19 protein-coding genes and 1 pseudogene are annotated in these 24,592 nt (G+C 63.1%); 5 read left to right on the top strand and 15 right to left on the bottom strand.

Annotation, left to right across the window (positions count from 1 at the left end):
* The first annotated feature begins 106 nt into the window (after nt 1-106).
* Nucleotides 107-1,360 carry an oligosaccharide flippase family protein gene (locus RI103_RS16090; protein ID WP_310812918.1) on the top strand — a complete coding sequence of 418 codons (1,254 nt, stop codon included), beginning with the start codon at nt 107-109 and terminating at the stop codon, nt 1,358-1,360.
* Nucleotides 1,360-2,433, top strand: a complete 1,074-nt coding sequence (locus tag RI103_RS16085) for a glycosyltransferase family 4 protein (protein ID WP_310815258.1) — start codon at nt 1,360-1,362, stop codon at nt 2,431-2,433. Before RI103_RS16090 ends, RI103_RS16085 begins: the two co-directional genes overlap by 1 nt.
* Nucleotides 2,434-2,496: 63 nt before the next feature.
* On the opposite strand, the gene RI103_RS16080 is transcribed toward RI103_RS16085, so the two are convergent.
* From RI103_RS16080 to RI103_RS16020, 13 genes are all read right to left on the bottom strand, one after another.
* Nucleotides 2,497-3,624, bottom strand: a complete 1,128-nt coding sequence (locus RI103_RS16080) for a hypothetical protein (RefSeq protein WP_310812917.1) — start codon at nt 3,622-3,624, stop codon at nt 2,497-2,499.
* A gap of 81 nt (nt 3,625-3,705) precedes the next feature.
* On the bottom strand, nt 3,706-4,302 hold the full coding sequence (locus tag RI103_RS16075; protein ID WP_310812916.1) for a hypothetical protein: 597 nt from the start codon (nt 4,300-4,302) through the stop codon (nt 3,706-3,708).
* A gap of 469 nt (nt 4,303-4,771) precedes the next feature.
* Nucleotides 4,772-5,155: a hypothetical protein gene (locus RI103_RS16070; RefSeq protein WP_310812915.1), complete on the bottom strand. Its 384-nt coding sequence runs from the start codon at nt 5,153-5,155 to the stop codon at nt 4,772-4,774.
* A 40-nt stretch (nt 5,156-5,195) separates the two neighbouring features.
* The gene (locus RI103_RS16065) at nt 5,196-5,906 is read right to left on the bottom strand and encodes an RNA polymerase sigma factor (protein ID WP_310812914.1); all 711 of its coding nucleotides are present in this window, start codon (nt 5,904-5,906) and stop codon (nt 5,196-5,198) included.
* A 39-nt stretch (nt 5,907-5,945) separates the two neighbouring features.
* On the bottom strand, nt 5,946-6,278 hold the full coding sequence (locus tag RI103_RS16060; RefSeq protein ID WP_310812913.1) for a cupredoxin family copper-binding protein: 333 nt from the start codon (nt 6,276-6,278) through the stop codon (nt 5,946-5,948).
* A 37-nt stretch (nt 6,279-6,315) separates the two neighbouring features.
* A complete protein-coding gene (locus RI103_RS16055; protein ID WP_310812912.1) occupies nt 6,316-6,849 on the bottom strand; it encodes a DUF4142 domain-containing protein in 534 nt (177 codons plus the stop codon).
* A 272-nt stretch (nt 6,850-7,121) separates the two neighbouring features.
* Nucleotides 7,122-8,912 (bottom strand): chloride channel protein, encoded by a 1,791-nt coding sequence (locus tag RI103_RS16050; protein ID WP_310812911.1) that lies wholly within the window; start codon nt 8,910-8,912, stop codon nt 7,122-7,124.
* Nucleotides 8,913-8,918: 6 nt separating this feature from the next.
* Nucleotides 8,919-9,332, bottom strand: a complete 414-nt coding sequence (locus RI103_RS16045; protein ID WP_012431895.1) for a MarR family winged helix-turn-helix transcriptional regulator — start codon at nt 9,330-9,332, stop codon at nt 8,919-8,921.
* Nucleotides 9,333-9,421: 89 nt separating this feature from the next.
* Nucleotides 9,422-10,588, bottom strand: coding sequence for an HPP family protein (locus tag RI103_RS16040; protein ID WP_310812910.1), 1,167 nt, complete (start codon nt 10,586-10,588; stop codon nt 9,422-9,424).
* 181 nt (nt 10,589-10,769) lie between these two features.
* The gene (locus tag RI103_RS16035; protein WP_310812909.1) at nt 10,770-12,230 is read right to left on the bottom strand and encodes an efflux transporter outer membrane subunit; all 1,461 of its coding nucleotides are present in this window, start codon (nt 12,228-12,230) and stop codon (nt 10,770-10,772) included.
* Between the two features lie 12 nt (nt 12,231-12,242).
* Nucleotides 12,243-13,385 (bottom strand): ABC transporter permease, encoded by a 1,143-nt coding sequence (locus RI103_RS16030; RefSeq protein ID WP_310812908.1) that lies wholly within the window; start codon nt 13,383-13,385, stop codon nt 12,243-12,245.
* The gene (locus tag RI103_RS16025) at nt 13,382-14,326 is read right to left on the bottom strand and encodes an ABC transporter ATP-binding protein (RefSeq protein WP_310812907.1); all 945 of its coding nucleotides are present in this window, start codon (nt 14,324-14,326) and stop codon (nt 13,382-13,384) included. The genes RI103_RS16030 and RI103_RS16025 overlap by 4 nt, the downstream gene beginning before the upstream one ends.
* On the bottom strand, nt 14,323-15,336 hold the full coding sequence (locus RI103_RS16020) for an HlyD family secretion protein (RefSeq protein WP_409076988.1): 1,014 nt from the start codon (nt 15,334-15,336) through the stop codon (nt 14,323-14,325). The genes RI103_RS16025 and RI103_RS16020 overlap by 4 nt, the downstream gene beginning before the upstream one ends.
* Before the next feature lie 229 nt (nt 15,337-15,565).
* Here RI103_RS16020 and RI103_RS16015 point away from each other — a divergent pair, with 229 nt between their 5' ends.
* The 3 genes and pseudogenes from RI103_RS16015 to RI103_RS16005 all read left to right on the top strand — a co-directional run.
* Nucleotides 15,566-16,252 (top strand): CerR family C-terminal domain-containing protein, encoded by a 687-nt coding sequence (locus tag RI103_RS16015; protein WP_310812906.1) that lies wholly within the window; start codon nt 15,566-15,568, stop codon nt 16,250-16,252.
* Nucleotides 16,253-16,789: 537 nt separating this feature from the next.
* Entirely contained in the window at nt 16,790-19,045 is a 2,256-nt protein-coding gene (locus tag RI103_RS16010) for a polysaccharide biosynthesis tyrosine autokinase (RefSeq protein ID WP_310812905.1), read from the top strand.
* A 360-nt stretch (nt 19,046-19,405) separates the two neighbouring features.
* Nucleotides 19,406-20,149 (top strand): annotated as a pseudogene (locus RI103_RS16005) (O-antigen ligase family protein); the annotation flags it as partial.
* Between the two features lie 370 nt (nt 20,150-20,519).
* Here RI103_RS16005 and RI103_RS16000 read toward each other — a convergent pair.
* On the bottom strand, nt 20,520-21,947 hold the full coding sequence (locus tag RI103_RS16000) for a hypothetical protein (RefSeq protein ID WP_310812904.1): 1,428 nt from the start codon (nt 21,945-21,947) through the stop codon (nt 20,520-20,522).
* Between the two features lie 212 nt (nt 21,948-22,159).
* A complete protein-coding gene (locus tag RI103_RS15995; protein ID WP_310812903.1) occupies nt 22,160-24,499 on the bottom strand; it encodes a polysaccharide biosynthesis tyrosine autokinase in 2,340 nt (779 codons plus the stop codon).
* Nucleotides 24,500-24,592: the final 93 nt, after the last annotated feature.

Here is a 24,592-nt window from a genome sequence, read left to right as displayed (position 1 = left end):
TGCTGGTGCAACCTAACTAATTATGCGCCGGCGGCGTTCGCAGCGATGCGTGAAAATCGCTGTTCGTGGCCGATTCACCGGCGCTGCGATTCGACGGAGAGACAGCTTGCGGGCGATCAGGCTTCCGGCGTTCTCGATAGCGGGCAGCTTCGGCGCGAGTGCGGCGACGTGGGTCCTGCTACAGCAGTTCGCCGTGCGTGGACTTGTGGCGATCAAATTTCTTGCGATTGGCAGGATGCTCGGGCCGGCGGCAATCGGCAGCGTGAGCGTGGCTCTGCTCGCGGTGGCGATTGCCGAAGCGCTGTCCGACACCGGCCTCGCGCAAGCGGTCATTCAAGGTGAGCATCCGCCATCGCGCTCGCAACTCGGCGCGGTGTGGACGACGTTGACGGCGCGAGGCGTGCTCATCTCGCTGCTGCTGGTCGCGCTCGCCCCGGTGCTGAGCAGCCAGTTCCATCTGGACGGCTCACTGATCCTGATCCAGCTCGCGGCGCTGCTGCCGTTGCTGCGCGGTCTGGCGTCACCCGCTTATTACGTGGTGCAGCGCGAGCGGCGCTTCCAGCACATTGCCGGCGTGGAGGTCGCGGCGTCGTTCGTCGATTGCACGGTCGGACTCGCGCTCGCGTACTTCGGCGCCGGCGCGTCCTCGGTGCTGATCGGCCTCGTGGCCGGCGAAAGCCTGAAAAGCACGCTGACCTGGGCGACCATGAAACCGCGTCCGCCGATCCGCGCCGTGTGGTCGGGCATCGGCCACTATGTCGGCTTCAGCCGCTGGATCTGGGCCAGCAGCGTGATCAACCTGCTGCTCAACCAGTTCGATAAGGTCGTGGTCGGCAAGCTGCTCGGACCGGCGCAACTGGGCAGCTATCAGATGTCGTCGCGGCTCGCGCAGATGCTGCTCGCCGACGCCGCGATCGCCATGTCGCAATACCTCTTTCCGACCTTCGCGGCGCACCATCGCCGCAGTCCGCAGTCGGCGTCGCGCATCATCAAGATCTATCTGCTGGTGATCGCCATCGGGCTCGCGGCTTTCGTCGCGGTGCTGCGGCTGATCGCCGAGCCGCTCTTTTCGCTGATTCTCGGCGCGGCGTGGCTGCCGGCGGTGCCGCTCTTCAGAATCCTCGTGATCAATATGGCGATCGGCGCGTTGATCGCGGTGCTCGTGGCTTATTTGCGCGCGGTGGGCGACGCGAAGGCGACCGTGCATGCGTCGGCGATCCAGGTCGTGGTGCTGCTGCTGAGCGCGCCTCCAGCCGTTCACTGGTGGGGCGTGACAGGCATTGCCTGGTCCATGACGCTCGGCCTTGGCTGCGCCGCCGCGTGGATGCTGTTCAGGACATTGATGGCAAGGACGCCATGATGCGCGTTTTTCACCTGGTTCTTGCGCCGCGTCTGTCGGGAGCTGAAGTCCTGGCCAAGGACCTTGCGCTCGATCAGTGTGCCGAGGGCATGGCGGTGTGCGTGGCTTCGCTGTTGCCGCCGCATGAGGATTTCGCGCCCTTGCGGAACGGCCTGGAAAGCCACGGTGTGCAATGCTTCTTTCCCGAGCGGCGTCATCGTCCGTTCGTCAAGTTGTGCCATCTGTTCGGCGCCGTGCGGCGGTTTCATCCCGATGTGATCTTCGCGCACGCGACCATTCCGTCGTTTTACGCGCGCGCGTTGCCGCTGCGCGTGCCGGTGGTCTACGTCATGCATTCGGCGACCAACGACTTCGAGCGGCCGCTGTTCAGGCGCGTCGAACATGTCCTGTCGGGACGTGCCAGGATGGTGATCAGTGTTTCGGAGCAGGGCGTGACGGACTACGTGCAGGCCATCGGGCCGCACCCTTCGATGACCGTCGTGCCGAACGGCGTGGACCTCGCGCGCTTCGCGTTCACCGACGGCGTGGAACGCGAGGGCCGCGCGCCGCAGGTGGTGCAGATCGGCCGGTACGCGGCAGTGAAGAATCAACTGCTGACGGTGCGGGCCTTCAGCGAAGTACTCAAGCAGGAGAAAGAGGCGCGGCTCGTGTTGTACGGCGTGATCGAAGATCCTGACTATCAGCGCGCGGTTATCGCGCTGGCGAAGACGCTGGGCATCGCCGAGCGCGTCGCGGTGGCGGGTCCGCGCACCGATGTCGCCACTGTGCTGTCGGAGTCGAACGTGTTCGTCATGCCGTCGCAATCCGAGGCGCACAGCGTGGCTTTTCTCGAGGCGCTGGCTTCCGGCGTGCCGATCGTGGCGAGCAAGATTCCGGCCTTCGCTTTCGCGAGCGGATTTCCGGGTGTGCAACTGGTCGATACCGGCAATGTGCAGTGCTATGCTGAGGCGGTGATCGTTGCATTAGGGCAAGCGCGGGCGGAGCGCTCGCTGGTCGGCTTGACGCTTAGAGATACCGCTGACCGCTATCGCGCGATCGCGCGTCAGGTGAGTCTGGCGGTGTCGGCGCGCTAAGGCGCAGTGCACACCTGCTCTCGTGTCCCTCTGTCAATGGACCGCTCGAAGCGGACGCTGGCATCAATGATGGCTGGTCAGGTCGCGCGTGTCGGGCGGCGGCTCGGGTGCGGGCTCCGCGGGCGGCGGCATCTGGAGTTCCGTTTCGCGCTGCGCAAGCGTCACGAGACGCTGTGCTTCCTTGCTGCTCGAATCGATCTGCAGCGCAGTGCCGGCGTTGTGCGAGACGCATGTCCATCGCGCGATATATCCGCAGCCTCGCGCGAGGCTCAGTAGAGCGTCGCGCTGCTGTTCGCGCGCGTTTACCGTCGAGCGCATGTTCAACGCGTCGCGATTATCCGGTTGTGCTGCGATGGCCGCCGCGAGGCGTGCTTTGGTCGCTGACAGGTTGTTCTGCTGCAGATTGGCTCGCGCGGCTTTGACATTTCGCGACACATCGGCGCGCGGTTTATCCGGCGGGTTGCCTGGCTGGCTGCCTGGATTGCGCTTCGCCTCGGGTCCAACGGATGCGACGCGGCGTGGAAGCGGTGGCGAAGCGGTCGGTGGCGGAATCTGCGGCGAACGCACGGGTGCGGATCGCAGGGCGGCGACGGTGGTGGCGCGCTGCGCGGCCACGGTGGCCGCGGGCTTTGGTGCGGCGGCGGGCGTAGCGGCAGCGGGTTTCTGGGCGACGACAGCCGCAGGTTTCTGTGAGGCGGCAGCCGTGGGCCGCGGCACGACGGTGGCCGTGGGCTCCCGCGGAATCACGGCGAGCGGCGCGACATGTTGTGTCTGCACCTTGCCGGAAACCTCGATAGGCGTGCCGACCTTCGAGTCATTGCTATGAATGAACCCCAGATACACCGCGGAGGTCACCACCAGCACCGACGCGCCCAGCACGAGGGGCTGACGCAGTCGCTGATAGGTGGGCACGGCGACCGTTGGCTCCTCGACGAACTCGTAAGGATTGACCAGCGCGCGCGAAGACGGGTTCCAGATCTTGCGTACCGGCAGACGGCTATCGACTAGCGGCTGCGGATCGTCGAGCGGATCGTTCAGCGGAACTTTGAACGAGGGCGCCGGGCGTGCGCCGAGCGAATCGACCGGACGCCGATGGCACGATGGACAGGGCGCGAAGCGACCGGCTAGCGGGACACCGCAGTGCCCGCATCGGGAGGAATCCTGCTGATCGGAAGTAAAGTCGCTAAGCATCGCCGTGTCGCAAAGGGGCGTCGAATGCCGGCGCCACAATCAGAAAAAAATCAGGCACCGTAACGAGGCTTGCAAGCGGGGTTACTGTGCGACGACGTAACCCCGCGCTTGCATGCACGCGCCATAGGCGGCCCAATACTGTGTCATCGGCGGCTCGGGCGCCGGCAGAGGCGGCAGCTTCACGCTGGATGCCGCAGCCATCTGTGCCGCACTCGCTGCCGCCGTTTCCGAGGCAGCGTTACCCGCGCTCGTCGCCGATGCCGCCGTGGCGGCGGTGGTCGTGGTGCCTGCCGGCGGCGCGCTCGCCGCCGTGGTCGCCGAAGCGCCCTTCACCGTTGCCGCCGTGGTCGCCGCGGGCGCGCTCGCGCCCGGCTCGGCGGCGGCGGCCGGCATGCTCGCGCCGATCGGCGCGGACGAAAAGGTGCTAGGTGGCAATGGCGGCCGCGACGGCGCGCCGGTCGACGAAGTTTTGGTGGCAGCCGGCTTGCGCGGTGGAATCTGCGGTTCGCGGGTGATGTTGACCTTGGTCTGCTTGTTCGCCGTCGCGTAACACATCGCGGCATCGATGCTGCGTTGATAAGGGCTCTGACTTCGAATTGGATAGATGAGCGGCTGCCATGCGACAGCAGCACTGCTAAACACCAATAGCGTCAGTACGGTATATGTTTTGATTTGCATCGCAGTCGCTCCCGCAGCGATGTTTTTCGCCTCTCGTAGGCAATCGCGCTTCGCGGTGTGTTCTATGGCTGCTGATTCTGCCGCTGAACGGCGGCTCACTGCCGCGAAGGCTGCTTTCCTGAGCGTAACACCGTGTATTGTCAACGCAATACACTGCCATAGCGCGCGAAACCGCCATCCTGCAGTCGAATCAAGACAGGTCAGTGTGAAATGGCGGAAAAGGTAGGGAGTATCCCTGGCCAGTGCGGCTGTTTGCGGAATGATTGGAGGTGTGCCGCCATGGAAGATCAGGAGTCGATCATAAGGAAATGGAAGTACTGCTATCGAATGCTGTCGCCGGTGGTATCCGTCTTGTTGCTGTCGGTGGCATGGCCCCGGAAGAATTCGCATCGCGTGTCAAGACCGACTGCGAGCGGATCAAGTGGATGGCGCAGAACGCCGTGCGGACTCGTCCACAGAAGTAAGGCGCTTATTTGCCCGCGCCGGCCTCTTCGACGCAATTCAGCACGAGTGTGCTGCCCGGCTCTGCTTTAGCGCCGAGCGCGGCGGTGTGGAATTCGGTGTCGGTGCAGAACCATTCGGCGCGGAAGTCCGTGCGGCAGCGCACGGATGGAGCGCGCGTAGGTGACTCGTGAAGCACGTACCGGCAGGTCTGCAAACCGTCGCACTGGCGGGCGAGATCTGCGGTCGCGTTGCCTCGTGACGCGCCGCAGTTCTCGCCAAAGGTTCCCGACACGACTTTGATCTCGCGCGCTTCGGCGCTCGAGATTGCCAACGTGGCGAGCATGGCCGCGACTGGCCAGACACAGCGCAATGCGCCGACGAGGCCGGTCGACCTGGATCGACAGCGCATGGGCGACTCTCCCCATCTGCCAACGGCTTGCAAACACATCTCAACCGGAAGTGAACGGCTGATCATCCTCGTCGGCTAGCCGGCGTAGTACGTTGGCGACCACCCGGTCGCAATGCGCGCCACCGAATTCGAAGACGTCGCGCTCGGCGAGATCGATCTCGTGCGCCAATGATTCGCGCAGCAGGCTCTTTGCGCGGAAATGCCGGCTACGCACCGTCGCTTCCGGGATGTCGAGACATTGCGCGGTCTCCTCGACGCTCATTTCCTCGACCGAACGCAGCACGAACACAACGCGAAAGACTTCCGGCAATTCATCCAGCTTGCGTTCGAGCAATGTTCGCAACTCGGCGCGCGCGGCCGCTTTCTCTGGCGAATCGGAATCTTGCGCGATCATGGCATCGATATCGACGTGAGTGTTGGCGTCCACCATCGGAATCACGTTCTGACGACGAGCGGCGCGGCGCAGGCGTCCATAGCATTCGTTTAGCACCAGACGGGACAGCCAGGTGAGAAGCGCGGCATCGCCACGAAACCGGGCGATCGATCGGTAGGCTGACAGATACGCCGCCTGCAGCGCGTCTTCGGCTTCCGCCGCGTCACGCAGCGTGGCGCGCGCCAGACAATACAGGCGCCGGTTGTGCCGACGCATCAGCAGCTCGAACGCCGATCGATCTCCCGCGACGATGCGGCGGAGTGTTTCGCGTTCGTCGTCCGCGGCATAGCTTGAGTGTGCTTCAGCGATGTCCGTCATGACTGCCTCGCCAGGTTGCCTTCACGCATTGTGCATCCGTCATTTCACGATCACTGTGCCACGCATCGTGGCGTGCAGGGTGCACAGATACGAATAGCTGCCGGTCTCCCGCGCCACATAGGTCCACGATGCATTCGGCGCGATTTCGCGTGAATCGAAAGCTTTCGACATGGCGCTCGCCGTGTGGGGAAACAGATCCTTGTTGACCCACATCACACGATCTCCGCGATGCACCGTGAGCACCGGCGGATCGAAACGCATCTGCTCGATCACGATCAGATAGGTTTTCGCCGCGGCGTTGGACACGCCGGCCAGTGACGTCGCAACAATCGCAAGAAAAGTGCAGGCGCGGACGAAATCACTTGTACACATCTTGCGCCGTCGATTGCCGGCCGCGCGAACTGTCGGGCTATTCACCGCTCTTGCCCAGCGCAGTCTGCAAATGCCTGGCGTGCTCGAGATGCGCGACAAAGGCCGGCCGCACCTTGACGAGGAGCGCCTTCAGTTCCGCGTTCTGCGCGTCTGGAATCAACGTCTTGTCCAGCGCGTCGAGAACGTTCTCGTGATAGGCGACCTCGTGGTCGATATACGCCCGGTCGAATGGCGCGCCTTTGAGCGACTTCAGATTCGCGAGGTTCGCATCGCCGCCCTGCTTGAGACTCTGGCTCGTCGGATTGTCTTCCGGCGACACGCCCAGCTTGCGCACGAGGTCGGTGGCGGCTTTGTTGACGCCGCTGTGATCGGTGACCATGCGCTGCGCAAACGCTTTGACATCCTTCGACTTCGTTTTCGATTCCGCGAGCTTACCCGCGTCGATATCCACCTGATTGGCCGTCACGACGATAGCTGCGATCTGCGGATCGGTGGGACCGGCGCTCTGCGCCCAGCACGGAAGGCCGGTAAGCGCGAGTGCGCTGAACAGTGCTACGCTGATCATCTTCATCTTGCGTCTCCTGAATAATGATGGCGAGTCCGGGTCGGTCCGCACGTGCTCGGCGGCTGATTCGATCGTCAGTATGGTGTTGGATGTCACGTGTGCGAGCGCCGTTCCCAGTTGTGGCTTGCGATGCACGTGTCTTTGGAACGCCTGCGAATAGCGATGAAGAGCGCGACGCGGCTTCAGGGGCGGGATGATGTTGTGCCGGGAATCGGCCGGGAAATGCTGATGTGCCCCCGGGAAGGGGCACGGAAGAACTGCGTATCGGTCTCTGCTATTTACGGAACCGGCGGGAAATGCCGCTTGCCGGTGTGCACTCGCAAGCGACGGAACCGCTCTTTCTTGTGCTCTTCGTCGAAGTGCGCAAGCGACGGCTTGACCAGATCACTGCGCGACACGATGCCGACCAGTTGCAACGTTGCGGAATCGGTAACCACGGCCAACCGTTCGAGACCGTGCACCGCAAGCCGCGTTGCGACGAGGCGGCAGGTTTCACCTGGCAACGCAAAAGCGGGTGAGCGGTGGCGCAACACATCGGCGAGTCGCGAGTCGAGCGCAATTTGCGCCTCGCCATCGCGGATTGTCTCCAGCACCGCGCGATCGACGACGCCCAGCAGCGCGCCTTGACGCACGACCGGATACGCGCGATGTGTCTGCGTCGCACCGAAGTACGTTGCCAGCGCCTCTGCCACGGACAAGTCGCCATCGATCGTCTTGACCGCGCGCGACATCACCTCGTCGACATGGTGGCGCTCGAGGGGATCGACACCGTATTCCCGATAAATGTGATAACCGCGCCGGGCAATTTTCTCGGTCATGATGGAGCGCTTCATGACGACCGTTGCAAACCCGTGCGCGATCAGCGTCGCGGCGAGCAGCGGCAGCAGCGCGTTGCTGTCGTGCGTCAGACCGAATGCGAACACGATGGCGGTCAACGGTGCACCGAGCGTGGCGCCGAGCGTGGCCGCCATGCAGACGAGCGGCCACAGAGCCGGTTCGCCGCCCGGCAGCACATGGCCGAGCAGGACCCCGAGTCCGGCGCCCAGCATGAGCAACGGAGCAAGGACGCCGCCCGAGGTACCCGAGCCCAGCGCCACGACCCAGATGACAGCCTTTACGATGAGGATCGCCAGCGCGATCTGGATGGCAATGTGCTGATGCAACAGGTCGCCGATTACGTCGTAACCGACGCCCAGCGCACGCGGTTCGAGAAAGCCGCCGACGCCGACGACCAGTCCGCCGAATGCGGGCCACCACATCCAATGGATGGGCAGCTTGCCGAACAGGTCCTCGACTTTATAAAGCGCGGCCGACAAACCCGAGGCGAGCGCGCCGGAAAGCAGACCCGCGATGACGCAGGACAGCAGCGACAGCGCGCCGGGCGGCGCGGTTTCAAGCGGAAACAGCGGGCCGGTGCCGAAGAATGCCGCGCGCGCAAAACCCGCGACGGCACACGCGAGCGCGACCGGCAGAAAACTGCGCGGGCGCCATTCGAACAGCAGCAACTCGACGGCCAGCAGCACGGCCGCCACCGGCGTGCCGAACACCGCCGTCATGCCCGCAGCTGCGCCGGCTACCAACAGCGTCTTGCGTTCCGCGGACGTGACCTTCACGCACTGCGCGATCAGTGATCCCAGTGCGCCGCCTGTCATGATGATTGGACCTTCCGCGCCGAACGGGCCGCCGCTGCCGATCACGATGCCGGACGACAATGGCTTGAGAATCGCCACCTTCGGCGACATGCGGCTCTTGCCAAACAGGATCGCTTCGATCGCTTCCGGAATGCCGTGTCCGCGAATCTTCTCCGAGCCGTAACGCGCCATCAGACCGACAATCAGGCCGCCGATCACGGGGATGACCACCACCCAGACACCCAATGTGTTTACCGCGGGTGAACGGTCCGCAAACGAAAATTGCCCGAAGAAAAACAGATTGGTGAAGAGATGAATCAGGCTCAGCAGCACGAACGCCGCGAGCGTGCTGAGGGCGCCGATCGCTGCGGCGAGTGCGGAAATGCCAGGAAGCCGCGCGTTTAGGGAAAAATCGCGCTTATGAGTATCGGGACTCATGGTGACTCAAATATCGATCTGAGGGACATTAAAGGCGCCTTTGAGCGATTTCAACTCGGCACGGTGCATCTCGGCGAGACGGGCGAGCACCTGTTCGCCTGCTTTCAACAGATGAACCTCGACCTGGCGGCGGTCGGTCTCGCTGACCTTTCTGCGGACGAGATCGAGCGCCTCGCAGCGGGACACGAGCGCGACCACGCCGTGATGCTGCGCCTGAAGCCGTTCCGCAAGCTCGCCGACGGTCGCCCAGTCGCGCTCCGGATAGCCCTTGATATGCAGGAGCAGGAGATACTGCAACGGCGTGATGCCTTCGCCCTGGGCAGCCTGTTCAGAAAAACGCTCGAAGCGCCGCATCTGGTAGCGAAACTCGGACAGTTGCTCGAAGTTCGCCTTGGTCAAGCCGCGCGTGAGTGTCTTCATCGGAGTGCCGTGGAGAAAGAGGTGAAAACCGGATTATATCATGACGTGATATGTGTATCCGTGTTCGACCTCGGCGTGGATGACAGTGGCTATGCCACGTGTCGCTGCCTGGCGTAAGCCTGGCGATACAGTCCCGCGATGAGATCGGCCTGCGTGATCATTCCGGCAAGTCGCTGTTGCGCGTCCACAACCGGGATATGGTGGTGCCCGTAGTTCGCGAACACCGGCACCAGCTCGACGATGGGCGTCGTCGCGTCGACGGTATGGACGTCCACGTTCATCAGGGCGCCGACCAGCGGCGCTGGCGTGACGCTGCGCCTGAACCAGCGTCGCATTGGGGAGGACGAACCGGCCGCTTTGCCCAACGCCCGTTTGTCGACGAGGTCGGCGCGGGTCACGATGCCGATCACATGCTGCCTCTCGTCAGTGACCGGAAGTGCCTTGATGCGGCGCTGTTTCAGCAGACGCCAGGCGGCGGAAGCTCTCGTGGTTGCAGACACGGCGACGAGAGACCGCGACATGATGTCCGCACAGGTCAGTTCGTTGAACGTACGGGCGTAGGCCTGCAACTGAACATCGCGCAGCAGGGATTCCAGATCGTCCGTGTCGATATCGAGCAATTCACCGCGCCGGTTCAGGACTGCCTCGAGGTCCGCGCGCGTGAAACCTTCGCTCGATGCCGAAGCCGAGGCTGCCGGTCCTGTGCCGGAACTCCGCTGGGCGACGTGCGGGTATCGATGCCCGGTAGCAGCGTGGTAAATGATGGCAGCGCACAGCAGCGTCGCCGACTGGATCGCAATCGGTTCGGCCACGAAACGGTAGCCCAGCGCATGCACCGCCGGACCGCCGAGGACCGCGGTCAGCGCGACTGCGCCCGAGGGCGGGTGAACGCAGCGCAGCGCAAACATCGCACAGATCGCCAGCGCGACGGCCAAAGCGGCCGCGCCCACCGGATCGGCGATCCAGCTTGCACAGGCAACCCCAACCGTAGCGGAAACAATATTGCCACCGATAATCGACCACGGTTGCGCAAGCGGACTGGCGGGAACCGCGAACAGCAGCACGGCCGATGCGCCCATTGGCGCTACGAGGAGCGGAATGTTGGCCGCCGGGCCGAGAAGGACGTGCATTGTCCCGCCAGTGAACGCAATCCCAAGCAAGGCGCCGAGACAAGACCTCAGGCGCTCCGGCCACCTGACGGCAACGGGATGGGGGGCGAAGCTGGAAAGCCAGCGGATGAGAGCGTAGCGTGACAAGGGTCGAATAGAAAATAAAAGGCGGTATCACACGAGAGGAGGCCACATTCCGGATTCCAAAACGGACCGTCGATTCGATTATATGTCACCTTATGATATATGAAATTATCGGCTCCGCGAGCGACCTGTCGAGCGAAATGTCAGGGCGCGACCTGTCCAGCGCCTAAATGGACTTGCGCTGTCACGGCGCGCTTCCTAGAGTGAAGTCGTTTTGGCCGCTGCCCAGTGACTGGAAGAGCGCCGCCGTGTCGCTTAACCGCGCAGCCTGTGCTTGCGTCTGATCGAGAGCGGTCTGCAACGCCTGACGTTGCGTATCGAGCAGACTGAACTGGCTAACGCCACCCGCGGAATACTGCGCACGCGCAATATCGAGGTTCGCTTGAGCGTGCCTGGCGGCGTCGTCGCGGGCATGTAGTTCGTGTGCGTCGTTATGCAATGCCGTCAACGCGTTTGCAACCTGCTGCAAGGCCTGAAGCACTGTTTGCTGATAGCTCGCGAGCGCAGCCTCATAGGCCGCCTGAACAGCACGTTTCTTCGCATGAAGTTCGCCGCCATGAAAAATGGGCTGCGTCAGATTCAGGCCAATATTCCAGATGTTCAGGCCATTCACAATGTCCTGAATGCTGGTGCGTTCCGAGCCGATGCCCGCCGATAGGGAAAACTGTGGGTACAGGTTCGCTGTCGCGACGCCCACGTTTGCGCTCGCCTGGTGCAGTAGTGCTTCAGAAGCGCGAATGTCAGGACGTTGCCGGGCCAGCGTCGACGGCAGCGTGACGGGTATCTCAGTCGGAAGATGAAGCGAGTCCAGCGTGAGGTGATCGAAATCCGCTTTGGACGGCGCATCGCCAACCAGAATGGCAAGCTGGTGGTCCGCCTGCGCGAGTTGCGTCGCAAGCGGCGGCAGCGACGCGCGCGTCTGCGCGAGCAGCGTGCGCTGGCTATTCACGTCGAGTTGTGACACGCCGCCAGCGGCGAACCTTGCCTCCATGATGCCGAGCTGCTGCGCCTGCGCATCCGCGAGACGCTGCGTCAGCACCACCTGTTGCTGCAACGAAGCGCGCCGTACCGCCGTCGACACCACGTTGCCCGCAATGGCCAACCGCGCCGCATCGAGTTCGAACGCCTCATAGTCGACCTGCGCCAACGTGGCTTCGAGCGCCCGCCGATTGCCGCCGAAAACGTCGAATGTATAGGACACCGTCACTGCCGCACTGAATAGCGAAAACGGCCCGGGATTCTCGACGTGCGGAATGCCGAAAGCCGCGAGATCGACCTGTTGACGCGTTCCGGAAATCTGCGCGTCGACGCTCGGGAATCGTGTTGCGCCCGCCTGGGCGTTGTAGTTTTCGCGCGCCTCGATCAGCTTTGCGCGGGCTTGCGCCAGGGTAGGGCTTCGATTGAGCGCCTGCTCGACGAGACGGTCGATCTCCGCCGAGTGAAACTGCTGCCACCACATCGGCAGCGGCGCATCCGCTGCCGTGAAGGTTTGCGCCGAACCATCGGCGCCGCCGGCCGACACCGTGCGAGACGGATCGGCGCTACGCGTGTAGATTTGCGTGTCCGGTGCCGCGGGTGCGTGAAAGTCCGGTCCCACCGCGCAACCGCCCAGCACGAGTGAACACAGGAAAGCGAAGCGTTTCATGATCGTGTCTTCCTAGTCGAGCGTGCGCCGGTAGAAGCGCAATGCAATGGCCATGACGATCGCAGTGAAGAGCGCCATTGGCCACACTGAGGGCCATAGGTCAGTCCAGCCATTGCCTTTGAGCAAAATGCCGCGAATCAGCCTGTTGAAATAGGTCAGCGGCAAGAGGTTGCCGATAAACCGCGCCCACGCCGGCATGCCCGCGAAAGGGAACATGAAGCCTGAGAGCAGGATGTTGGGCAGGAAGTAGAAGACGGTGAGCTGCATTGCCTGCAACTGGTTTTGTGCGAGCGAAGAAAGCGTGATGCCCACTGTCAGATTCGCCGCGATGAAAAGCAGCGCCGTGAGATAGATGGCCAGCGCGCTGCCGACAAACGGAACGTGAAAAACGTAGCGCGTCGCGGCGAGAATGATGGATGCCTGAATGAGCCCGATGACGACATAGGGCACGATCTTGCCGGTCATCACTTCGATCGGCAGAACGGGCGTGGCGAGCAGGTTTTCCATCGTGCCGCGCTCGCGTTCACGCGTCACGGCGAGACCGGTCATCATGACGAGCGTCATGGTCAGGATCACGCCCATCAGCCCGGGCACGACGTTGTACTGCGTAACGCCCTCGGGGTTGTAGAGGTTGTGAACCTGCACGTCGAATGCGTTTTGCGTGCCGTTCAGGTGCGCGAGCGCACCCCTCAGGTCCTTGTCGGCGACCGGTTGAACGAGTTTCGGCAGCGCGCTGACGGCGGTGTTGGTTGCGGTGGGGTCGGTCGCGTCGGCTTCGACCAATAGCGACGGGTGCTCGCCTCGCAGCAACTTGCGCGAGAAATCCACCGGCACATTGAGGACGAATTGCACCTTGCCCTGAGCGAGCGCGCGGCGGCCGGCCTCCTCGTCAGGCAAGGTTTCGACGATGTCGAAATAGGCTGAGTTCGTCATCGCCATCACGAAGCTGCGGGAGAACTCGCTCTGGTCATGAATGATGACGGCCGTTGGCAGATGCTTCGGGTCGGTATTGATCGCGAAGCCGAACAGCGCAAGCTGGATGATCGGCAGCCCGACGATCATGCCGAAGGTGACGCGGTCGCGCCTCAGTTGAAGGAATTCCTTGAGGACAATGCTCCACCAGCGTGTCACGGAAAATACGGTGCGATTCTTCATGACGGCGCCCCGAAGTTGTCTTTCGAATGGCTCATCAGATAGATGAACACATCCTCCAGTCCCGTGTCGATCGGTTCGATGCGCAGCGAGGTTCCGGCGACCGCTTGCCGTACCGCGACTTCGAGCGCTTCGTGAGCGCGTCCGCTGACGTGCAGCGCGGAGCCGAACACGACGGTCTGGTCGACGCCGGGCGTCGTGCGAAGCTGCTCGGATAGCTTGCTCAGGTGTTCGCCGTGGATGGACCACGTCGACAGACCCTGTGATTCGATCACCTCGCTTGAAGTGCCGCGTGCGAGCATCTTTCCGTACGCGATATAGGCGAGCTTGTGACAGCGTTCCGCTTCGTCCATGTAGTGGGTACTGACGAGCACTGATATGCCGGTGGCGGCGAGTCGGTGCAGTTCTTCCCAGAAGTCGCGCCTTGCAGTGGGATCCACGCCGGCGGTAGGCTCATCGAGCAACAGCAGTTTCGGCTCGTGCAGCATGCACGCAGCAAGCGCGAGCCGCTGTTTCCAGCCGCCCGATAGGGAGCCGGTCAGCTGGTTCGCGCGCGTTTGCAGGCCGAGCGATTCCAGTGAGCGATCCACCGCTTCGCGCCGGTTACGCATCTGGTAGATGCGCGCAACGAAGTCGAGATTCTCGCGGATGGTCAGGTCTTCCCAATAGGAAAAGCGTTGGGTCATGTACCCGACGTTACGTTTGATCTGCTCGCTCTCACGCAGAATGTCATAGCCGAGGCAGGTGCCGCGACCCGAATCCGGCGTGAGCAGTCCGCACATGAGGCGAATGGACGTCGTCTTGCCGCTGCCGTTGGGCCCGAGAAAGCCGAAGATTTCGCCGCGGCCGACCTGCAACGAGACGTTGTTGACGACGTGCTTGTTGCCGAAGTGCTTGTTTAGCTCATGCACGTCGATCACGTAGTGTTGAGAGTCGTCGTTCATTGCAGTACCACCGAGACAGGTTGGCCCGGATGAAGCTTCGTCGCGTCCGCGATCGACGGGTGGGCTTCGATCATGAACACGAGCTTGGCACGGCTTTCGTTGCTATAGATGACGGGCGGCGTGTATTCGGCTTCGCTCGACACGTAAGTGATTTTCGCGGGCACGTCAGCCGGGCAGCCGTCGCAATGCAGGATCACGCGGCGATTGAGTGCCAGTTGCCCGACGATCGTCTCCGGAACAAAGAAGCGCACTTTGACATTCTGCGGCGGCAACATCTGAACGATCGGATTGCCGGCGGGCACCCATTCACCCTGGCGATAGAGCGTGTCATAGACAAGGCCTTCTGCTGGAGCACTCACGCGTTTCTGATCGAGCTTCCATCGGGCCTGCGCAACCACGGCATCGGCGGCGGCGACTTGCGCTTCCTGTGCGATGATCTGTTGCGAACGGGCCGGCAGGCGAGCCACTTCGACTTGATGGCTCAACTCCCGAACCTGCGCGGCGGTGGAGTCGGCGTTGGCGCGCGAATCGTCGAGTTGAGCTTTTGCGATGCCGCCTGCGCTATATTGGGCTTCGTCCCGCGTCAGTTGCAGCGCGGCCTTGCGGGCGTTGGCGACGGCCTCGGAGAGCTGCGCACGGTTGACGTCGACCTCGGGCACGCGCTTGCCGGTCTGGATATCGGCGAGTTGGGCGCGGGCTGCCGCGAGTTGCTGCTGCGCCTGGGCGAGCGCATGGGCCTCGTCGTCGGATTCGAGAGAAAATAGCGAGGCGTTCGCCTTGACCGTTTGTCCGCGAGAGACCGACAACGCTGTGAGCTTGCCGGCTTGCGAAGAGCCAAGGTAGACAAATTCACCTTCGACATAGCCTTGGTAGGTCGCGGCGTCATGCCGCGAGCAGCCCGACAACAGGGCGATGAGCAGCAGGGAAAATGCCGCGCCGGAAAATCGTTTCGCCCGCGTGGGGTTTGACAAAACTTCCACCGAGAGACATTTATTTATTACGTAATCCATAATTAAAATCCTATGGCGTCGCGATCGGCACCTTAGACGGAGCGGCTCGGCACGACGGGATGCACGCGACGAGTTCGATCTGCGGTCTCCGCGAGGGCGATCCGGCTGCCTTGGCGATTCCACATTCCAGGCCGGCGCGTCCGTTCGCGGACCGGACGCGGATGAAGTAGAATAGATATTATGCGAATTTGAATTCAAATTCAAACTATTTTCAATGTAAGCCTTCACAATGCCGATCAGCACCAAAAAGACAGCCGCAACGCAGCTCAAACGGGCCTCGCGCCCCGACGGCGCGGCGACCCGTCAGCACCTGCTCGAGACCGCGGGCCAGGTGTTCGCCGAACGTGGTTTCGCGGATGCCACCAGCAAGGAGATCTGCGAGCGCGCCGGTACACCGATGGCGTCGGTGAACTATCACTTTGGAAGCAGGGAGGCGCTCTACGAAGCAGCGCTGGTCGAGGCGCACCGGCAAGTCGTGGGTCTCGACGAGTTGGCCGCGCTTGCTGCGGGTGTCAACGACCCCAGGGATCAGCTACGTGCGGTCCTTTCCCGCTTCGTCGGTCTTTCAACGAACGCGGGCACGCCATGGGGCTTTATGTTGATGCTGCGTGAAGTGCTGTCACCGTCGAAAGCCATTCCGGCGCTCATTGAGAAGGCGGTCCGTCCGAAGGCCGCATTCCTGCTGAAGATTATCGGCGCAGTGCTGGGACTGGACCCGACCGCGCCCGTGGTCCAGCGGGCTTTGATGTTTTCGGTGCTGCCCTGCATTGCCATGATGATCGCGCCGAAGCAGATGCAATCCGCGCTATTGCCCGCTGTTGCAAAAGACAAGGACGCGCTTGCGGAGGACTTCGTGCGATTCGTGCTGGCGGGGCTCGACGCGATCGCTCTCGCTCATCGTGCAGCAGCCAGATGAGTCGTTGTTCTGAACAGACAGCCCTTAACCAGCGCCCAATCGCAAACTGACCGGCATCCCGCTTTTTTTGCGCCATTTACGCTCGGGCGGCGGCTGGGCAGGGCGCTAGCGTCAGTTATGAAGATTGGTTTGGAAAGCGTCGGCGCGTCAGCAATGCAGCGCTACGCGGCGGGCATTCCCAAGGCGAAATGAGCGGCAACGGCAATCCTGAACATTGACCGGCCCGGCCCGACAGCCGTGGATCAGTGGCGGATTTTGGAGTGTGTGCCAAACAACAGACGCGCGGAGGCGGCGCGGCGAGAATGAGGGCGCCTGGTCTTGTGCGGATCCGGCATGCAGCAGAGCCGGTTGCCGGCCTGCCACATCTCGCTCTGCCCGGGCTGGAAGCCGCCTTTTCGGCTTGCGCAGGGGCACCCCCGGTCGAATACGCGTTTCACTTCAAGGACGACGCCTGTGAATATGTTCCGTTCCACTACTGGACCTTCTGGCGCAGGCGAGGACCGCAGACAGCTGTCCGCGCGGGAGTTGCTTGACCTCATGCGCGCGCACGTAGGGGAACTGGCGGTGGTTACCGGTATTGTGATCGCGCTCGCCATCGGCTGGCTGTTCATTGCCACGCCGCTTTATTCCGCCGATGTAATGCTGCGCGTCGATCCGCCGGAGCCGAATGCGCTCGGCATCGCGCTTCAGAATCAGGAGGCCGTCGTGCCCGCCACGCCCTCCACCGCCGCGGAAATCACGGTGATGCAGAGCCGCTCGGTGCTGCAGCCCGTGATCGACCGCTATGGGTTCGACGTCGCGGTCACGCCACGCACCGTCCCGCTCCTGGGTGCGATTGCCGGGCAATTCGCGACACCCGGCGAGCTGTCGCGTCCGTGGCTGGGACTCGACACGTTCGCGTGGGGCGGAGAGCAGCTCAGGATCGGTTCGATCACGGTGCCGCAGAATCTTGAAGAAGAGACGCTGCAACTCACCGCGCTCGCCGACGGCCGCTACGAACTGCGGGGCCCGTCGGGAGAACACCTTCTGAGCGGCACGGTGGGCAAGCCCGCATCGGCGGCGGGTATTTCGATGACCGTGGACAGACTGGTTGCGCGCCCCGGAACCCGATTCGAGGTGATCCGCTGGAATTCGCTCGAAGCTGTCGCCCGCTTCGCGCATCAAGTCAGAATCATCGGCAAGGGCAAGGACACGGGCATCATCGTCATCTCGTACATGAACGAGAGCCCGGCACTCGCGGCCGAGGTGGCGAACGCACTCGCGCGGCAGTACATTGCAGCGGCGGTCGCGGCCCGCCAGCGCGACGACACGCGGACGCTCGAGTTCATCAACGGGGAACTGCCGCGCCTGCGCAACGAGCTTAAGCGCACGGAAGAAGCGCTCAATGCATTCCGCAAGTCGTCGCAGTCGCTGCAGCCGACTTCCGAAGCCCAGGCTTATCTGCAAGGCGGCATCGATCTGCAGCGGCAGATCGCCACGGTCCAGCTACAGCGAACGCAACTGTTGCAGCGTTTCCGGCCCGATAGCGAGTGGGTGCGCAACACGGACATGCAACTGGCCCAGCTGAACGCGGCAAAGGCCACATTCGATACCCGCTTCAGCAACATGTCGACGTCCGAGCGCAACAACCTGGATCTCGCCCGCGATGCGCGCGTCTCGGAGGCGATCTACCTGGCGATGGTCAACAAGGCCGAGCAGCTGACGGTGCGCCGCGCGAGCACGACCGCCGGCGTGAATATCGTCGACAGCGCGCTCACGCCGCACCGGCCGGTGAAGCCGGATCGCCTGCTGGTGATATCGGCTGGCGCGGGCATCGGCCTGTTCGTGGGCGCGTTCCTTGTGTTCATTCGCCGCCATGTGATGACGGGCGTGACGGATCCACGCTATGTCGAACACGCCATGGGCGTGCCGGTGATCGGCGAAGTGCTCTTCAGCGCGCAACAGGCGCGGCTCGACCGGGAGATCTCGGCGGCGACCAGCCGCGCAGGGATCGTGCCGGGCAGCCGGGCGGCGAAGTTGCCGTCCGGGCACGGGGGGCCGTCGCCGGACACGGCAGCGGGCCTCACGCGGCTTGCCCAGGACATGCCGCGCGTGCTGGCCGCCCGGTTTCCCAAAGACGTCACCGTCGAAGCGCTACGCGATGTGCGAACCACGCTCAATCTCGGGCTCGCGCATGTGCCGGGCAACGTCGTGATGTGCACGGGGCCGACGCCGGCAGCCGGCAAGAGCTTCGTGGCGGCGAACCTCGCCGTTCTTCAGGCCGAAATCGGCTCGCGCGTGCTGCTGATCGATGCCGACATGCGGCGCGGCCGTCTTGCGTACTTCTTCGGCCAGCTCAATCGGGGTGGCCTGTCTGACGTCCTCACCGGCGACACGGAGCCGGCCGATGTGATTCGCAGCGTCGGCGTGCCCGGCCTGTCGTTCCTGTCCTGCGGCACGTATCCGGATAATCCCGCCGAGTTGCTGATGAAGCGCCGCTTCAAGGAGATGCTGGCGCGCCTGGGCGAGGAGTACGACCTGGTGATCATCGACACGCCGCCGTTTCTCTCGGTGACGGACGCTTCCATCGTTGCCAGTGAAGCCGGGGCAACGGTTCTCGTGCTCCGCTCCGGTCTGCAGACGGAAAATGAAATCAGTGAAACGCTCAAGAAGCTGGAGCGGGCCGAGGCACACCTGTTCGGTGCGATCTTCAACGCCATGCCGGTGCGCTCCAGCAATCGCGCCTACCACTATGCGATGGGCTACAAAACGCTGGAACTCGCCGAGGAGGCCGGCGAAACGCAAGGGGCCTGACCTCGTCGCAGCCTCGCGCGACTCGTGCCGTCGGGCATTGCTGATGCGCGCTGCGGTGCACGGAAGCGGCAAGCACGACGCGCGACGATGCGGGCACCATAACAGACGCTTTCAGCCGGATGCCAGACACCATCGTGGACTGGCCCATCCTGGACCGGACAAGACCTTCCAACACGAGTCGATGCTTTGGCCTATATATCGCTAGTCGCGTTGTTTCTCACGTTGACCAACTTCGTACCGGTCAGCGCGATCGGCTTCGTGCCGATCCTGCTCTGCGCGTGGCGTTTCTACGGCAGGACCTATCCCCCGTTCATCACTTCGCTGCTGGTGTTCGCGGCGTACGTGTTGTTGTCCACGCTGATGTACGACCCCGCGTCGCTGCTCGATTTCGAGTTCTACAGGCGCGACGGCAACTTCTTCGTCTCGTACGCACCGCTGCTGGCGGGGTGCGTGTACGCTCATCGATTGGACCTGAACAAGGTGCTGAAGTGGTTTTTCGTGTTCGCCATCCTGGCGAACCTGCCGGCTTACGCCATCTATCTCTCGCAGTATGGCCTGCTTTCTCTTCTGACCAATCCGGTCGACACGTTCGGCAGCTATTTCATCGCGCGCAATGCGGCTGGCGGGTTTTTCGCCATGCTGTTCTGTCTCGGGATCGCTTGCTATATGTATCAGCGCAGCCGCCTGATTCTCGTGCTGCTCGTGATCAACGCCGCCTTCCTGTTCTCTACCTATAGCCGCGGTTCCATGCTTGGCGTTGCGGCCATGCTTCCGTACGTTCTTCTTGGGAGAAAGCGCTGGATGCTGGCGGTCACGGTCGTCGGGCTGATCGCGGCTTCCTTTGCCGTCGGCCTGCACAACCTGCATTCGTCAACGGACTACATGGGGTATACGTTCACCATCAACAACCCCGATGCGAAGACCGCCAACCTCGACATCCGATACGAATGGCTCTGGCCGCGCGCGATCACCTATTTCCGTCATAGTCCGCTATTCGGCCTTGGATTCGGATCGTTCGACGACCAGATTGCCAACGTGATCGATTACTTCTCCGTCCTGGGTGTTCCGCTCGGCGTTGAAGTGTTTCACTCGGATTCGCATGCGCACAACTCTTACCTCAACATCCTCGCCGAGCTTGGCATCGTCGGACTCGTCCTCATCCTGCGATTCTACTGGCAACTCATTGACTGGGCCGCAAGCGGCTCCGCTAATGCGTTGAAGGAGGGCGGCCGGAACTATGTCGCGTTCGTGTTTATGGAACTATCGGCCATGTGTCTGCTCGCCATGTCGTATTCGGAGCATCGACTGACGACGCCGTCGAACGTGCTCATCATGACCTTGATCGGCTCCCTGCTGCTCGCTTCGCGCGCTCGCGAGAAGGCTCCGCGCCGCTCCGTCGTGCCGTGGCTGACTCTTGCCTCCTCTACGCGCGGCGGTCAGGCGACCGCGTATCAATACCGCAACGTCGCGTGCGTTAGGCGCGCGGCGTCACAACGATGTACGCAAGATGACGTGGTGCTTCATCCGCCGGGCCGTTGGTCGACCGAGGAACCTGAAAGCGTATCGACAACGCGCCCGCCTCCCAGGTGGCCGCGACGTTTGTCCCGGCGTTCTTTGCGCCGCTTATCGCGTCGATGAATGCAATGTCGAACCGGCCCGATGCCGGCGCATCCAGTCCGCTGATGTCGACCGCGCGCGAGCCTGGACGTGCACTGACCTGCAGCACGATGCTCCGCCCGGAATACAGCGCCTTGCCGTGCGAATCGGGGTCGAACCTGAGCGTGTGCGCAAACGGCGCAAGCGCGCCCGAAACGGTCTTATGCAACGCGATCAGCGATCTGCCTGATACGTTGTACTGCCGCGGTGGTCCGCGACGTGTGAGCCGAAACGACTCGTAGCCGTCCCAGTGAAAAATCATCGTCACGTACTTGTTCGGATCGTCCCAGTTTCTGTCGAGTGCCCATACCGCGAGTTCGAAGAGGTAAGTCGGAAGAAAGTGCGGATCCTCCATATAGCGGTCGCCGATCTCCGTTTGCCATATCCCCCGCGCCTGGCCTTTGACGACATAGCGCTGGTACAGCGTTTCCACGTCCTCGAGCCCAAGGTAGTGAATGTCGAGATAGTCGACCCAGTCGAGCATTCGCGAGTTATGTACCGCACTCCTGTATTCGAGCCATTTGCAGTAAGTGTCCAGTCCGCCCTGATCGGGCCATCCACCATAGACCACGTGTGCATGGTATTTGCGTATGATCCGCGCGGCCGGGATATGGATGCGGTCGACGTAATCGCGCATCGCGTTATCGTACGGCTTCGCCTTGCGCGGGTCGTCGTCATAGTTCGGGCCGTGCCAGAACGTGCCCTGTGGCGCACCGCCGGAGAGCTCGCCCGATGCCTCGTTCCAGATCTGGAAATACTTCAGATTGAAGGGGGGCGCGGAGTAGGTGCGGACCACTGTCTCCACATAGCGCTCCCAATAACTGACATTCTTTGGGGCCGACTTGTCATCGTCCGCGACGACGGCGTTCCATGGCGGCGTATAGCCGAGCATCAGCAGCGAATTGATGCGGCTCTGGTTGTTGCGCAGGAGGATGGGGCGCAAATCAATGTCGAAGCTCGGACAGGTCTTGTTGATTTGCGCGCTACCGATGGTCGGCGTCACGAACCCCGGTCCAACGGAGTCGCGCCCCCACGTCATGCCCATGTTCTCCCACATGCGCACTTCATCCGCGGACATCGGCCAACCGTTCGAGCCGATCAGTTGCGAGAGCCGCCGGCCTTGGGGTACGCCGGTCGGTACTGGCGCGGCCTCAATCCGGATTCCGGGAATGGTCGTGCCTGCGAGCGCCGCGAGCGCCAGTAATGCCCGGCGTCGATCCTTCGCGGGGCGTCGTTCATTTACCATTGGGTGTCCCTTGGGTGAGCAACGGGGAGGTGGGTGATGACCGCTTGCGTTCGAGTGGACGAGAGACGCAAGAGCGTTAGGTCAGCGTCCGAGCATCGAGGCGCGCACCATTCCGTGTTGCCATGGTGACGCGCGTCTTGCGCAATAAGAAGAAAGCGTGCATGCGCGTCGCATCCATCCGACGGCACGAGTCGCGCGAGGCTGCGACGAGGTCAGGCCTTTTGCGTTTCGCCGGCCTCCTCGGCGAATTCCAGCGTTTTGTAGCCCATCGCGTAGTGGTAGGCGCGATTGCTGGAGCGCACCGGCATGGCGTTGAAGATCGCACCGAACAGGCGTGCCTCGGCCCGCTCCAGCTTCTTGAGCGTTTCACTGATTTCATATTCCGTCTGCAGACCGGAGCGGAGCACGAGAACCGTTGCCCCGGCTTCACTGGCAACGATGGAAGCGTCCGTCACCGAGAGAAACGGCGGCGTGTCGATGATCACCAGGTCGTACTCCTCGCCCAGGCGCGCCAGCATCTCCTTGAAGCGGCGCTTCATCAGCAACTCGGCGGGATTATCCGGATACGTGCCGCAGGACAGGAACGACAGGCCGGGCACGCCCACGCTGCGAATCACATCGGCCGGCTCCGTGTCGCCGGTGAGGACGTCAGACAGGCCACCCCGGTTGAGCTGGCCGAAGAAGTACGCAAGACGGCCGCGCCGCATGTCGGCATCGATCAGCAGCACGCGCGAGCCGATTTCGGCCTGAAGAACGGCGAGGTTCGCCGCCACGAAGCTCTTGCCGGCTGCCGGCGTGGGCCCCGTGCACATCACGACGTTGCCCGGCACATGCGCGAGCCCGAGATTGAGCGTGGTTCGCACATCGCGTAGCGCTTCGACGGTGACGTCTTTGGGAAACCGGGCGGCCAGCACGCGCGGCATGTCCTGGGCAAGCCGCGTGAGGCCCGCTGCCGTGTCCGGTGACGGCCCCCCGTGCCCGGACGGCAACTTCGCCGCCCGGCTGCCCGGCACGATCCCTGCGCGGCTGGTCGCCGCCGAGATCTCCCGGTCGAGCCGCGCCTGTTGCGCGCTGAAGAGCACTTCGCCGATCACCGGTACGCCCATGGCGTGTTCGACATAGCGTGGATCCGTCACGCCCGTCATCACATGGCGGCGAATGAACACAAGGAACGCGCCCGCGAACAGGCCGATGCCCGCGCCAGCCGATATCACCAGCAGGCGATCCGGCTTCACCGGCCGGTGCGGCGTGAGCGCGCTGTCGACGATATTCACGCCGGCGGTCGTGCTCGCGCGGCGCACCGTCAGCTGCTCGGCCTTGTTGACCATCGCCAGATAGATCGCCTCCGAGACGCGCGCATCGCGGGCGAGATCCACGTTGTTGCGCTCGGACGTCGACATGTTGCTGAAGCGGGTATCGAATGTGGCTTTTTCCGCGTTCAGCTGGGCCAGTTGCATGTCCGTGTTGCGCACCCACTCGCTATCGGGCTGGAAACGCTGCAACAGTTGTGTTCGTTGTAGCTGGACCGAGGCGATCTGCCGCTGCAGATCGATGCTGCCCTGCAGATAGGTCTGGGCTTCGGAAGTCGGCTGCAGCGACTGCGACGACTTGCGGAATGCATTGAGCGCTTCTTCCGTGCGCGTGAGCTCGTTGCGCAGGCGCGGCAGTTCGCCGTTGATGAACTCGAGCGTCTGCGTGTCGTTGCGCTGGCGGGCCGCGACCGCCGCTGCAATGTACTGCCGCGCGAGTGCGTTCGCCACCTCGGCCGCGAGCGCCGGGCTCGCGTTCACGTACGAGATGCTGATGATGCCCGTGTCGTTGTCCTTGCCCTTGTCGGCGATTTTCACGTCACGCGCGAAGCGGGCGACAGCTTCGAGCGAATTCCAGCGGATTACCTCGAATCGGGTTCCGGGGCGCGCAACCAGTCTGTCCACGGTCATCGAAATACCCGCCGCCGATGCGGGCTTGCCCACCGTGCCGCTCAGAAGGTGTTCTCCCGACGGGCCCCGCAGTTCGTAGCGGCCGTCGGCGAGCGCGGTGAGTTGCAGCGTCTCTTCTTCAAGATTCTGCGGCACCGTGATCGAACCGATCCTGAGCTGCTCTCCGCCCCACGCGAACGTGTCGAGTCCCAGCCACGGACGCGACAGCTCGCCGGGTGTCGCGAATTGCCCGGCAATCGCACCCAGGAGCGGGACGGTGCGTGGCGTGACCGTGACGTCGAACCCATAATGGTCGATCACGGGCTGCAGCACCGAGCGGCTCCGCATCACCGTGATTTCCGCGGCGGTGGAGGGCGTGGCCGGCGCGACGGCCTCCTGATTCTGAAGCGCGATGCCGAGCGCATTCGGCTCCGGCGGATCGACGCGCAGCATTACGTCGGCGGAATAAAGCGGCGTGGCAATGAACAGCCAGCCAATGGCGAGCGCGATCACAATACCGGTAACCACGGCCAGTTCTCTTACGTGCGCGCGCATGAGATCAAGCAACTCGCGCGCGGACAGTTGTCTGTGGTCCTCGTCTGCGCCGGAAGGCCCAGCAGTGGAACGGAGCATATTCACAGGCGTCGTCCTTGAAGTGAAACGCGTATTCGACCGGGGGTGCCCCTGCGCAAGCCGAAAAGGCGGCTTCCAGCCCGGGCAGAGCGA

The organism is Paraburkholderia sp. FT54, from assembly GCF_031585635.1.
Classification (GTDB): Bacteria; Pseudomonadota; Gammaproteobacteria; order Burkholderiales; family Burkholderiaceae; genus Paraburkholderia.
Note: the sequence above shows the minus strand (reverse complement) of the source record. Positions and strands in the feature narration are given on the sequence as shown.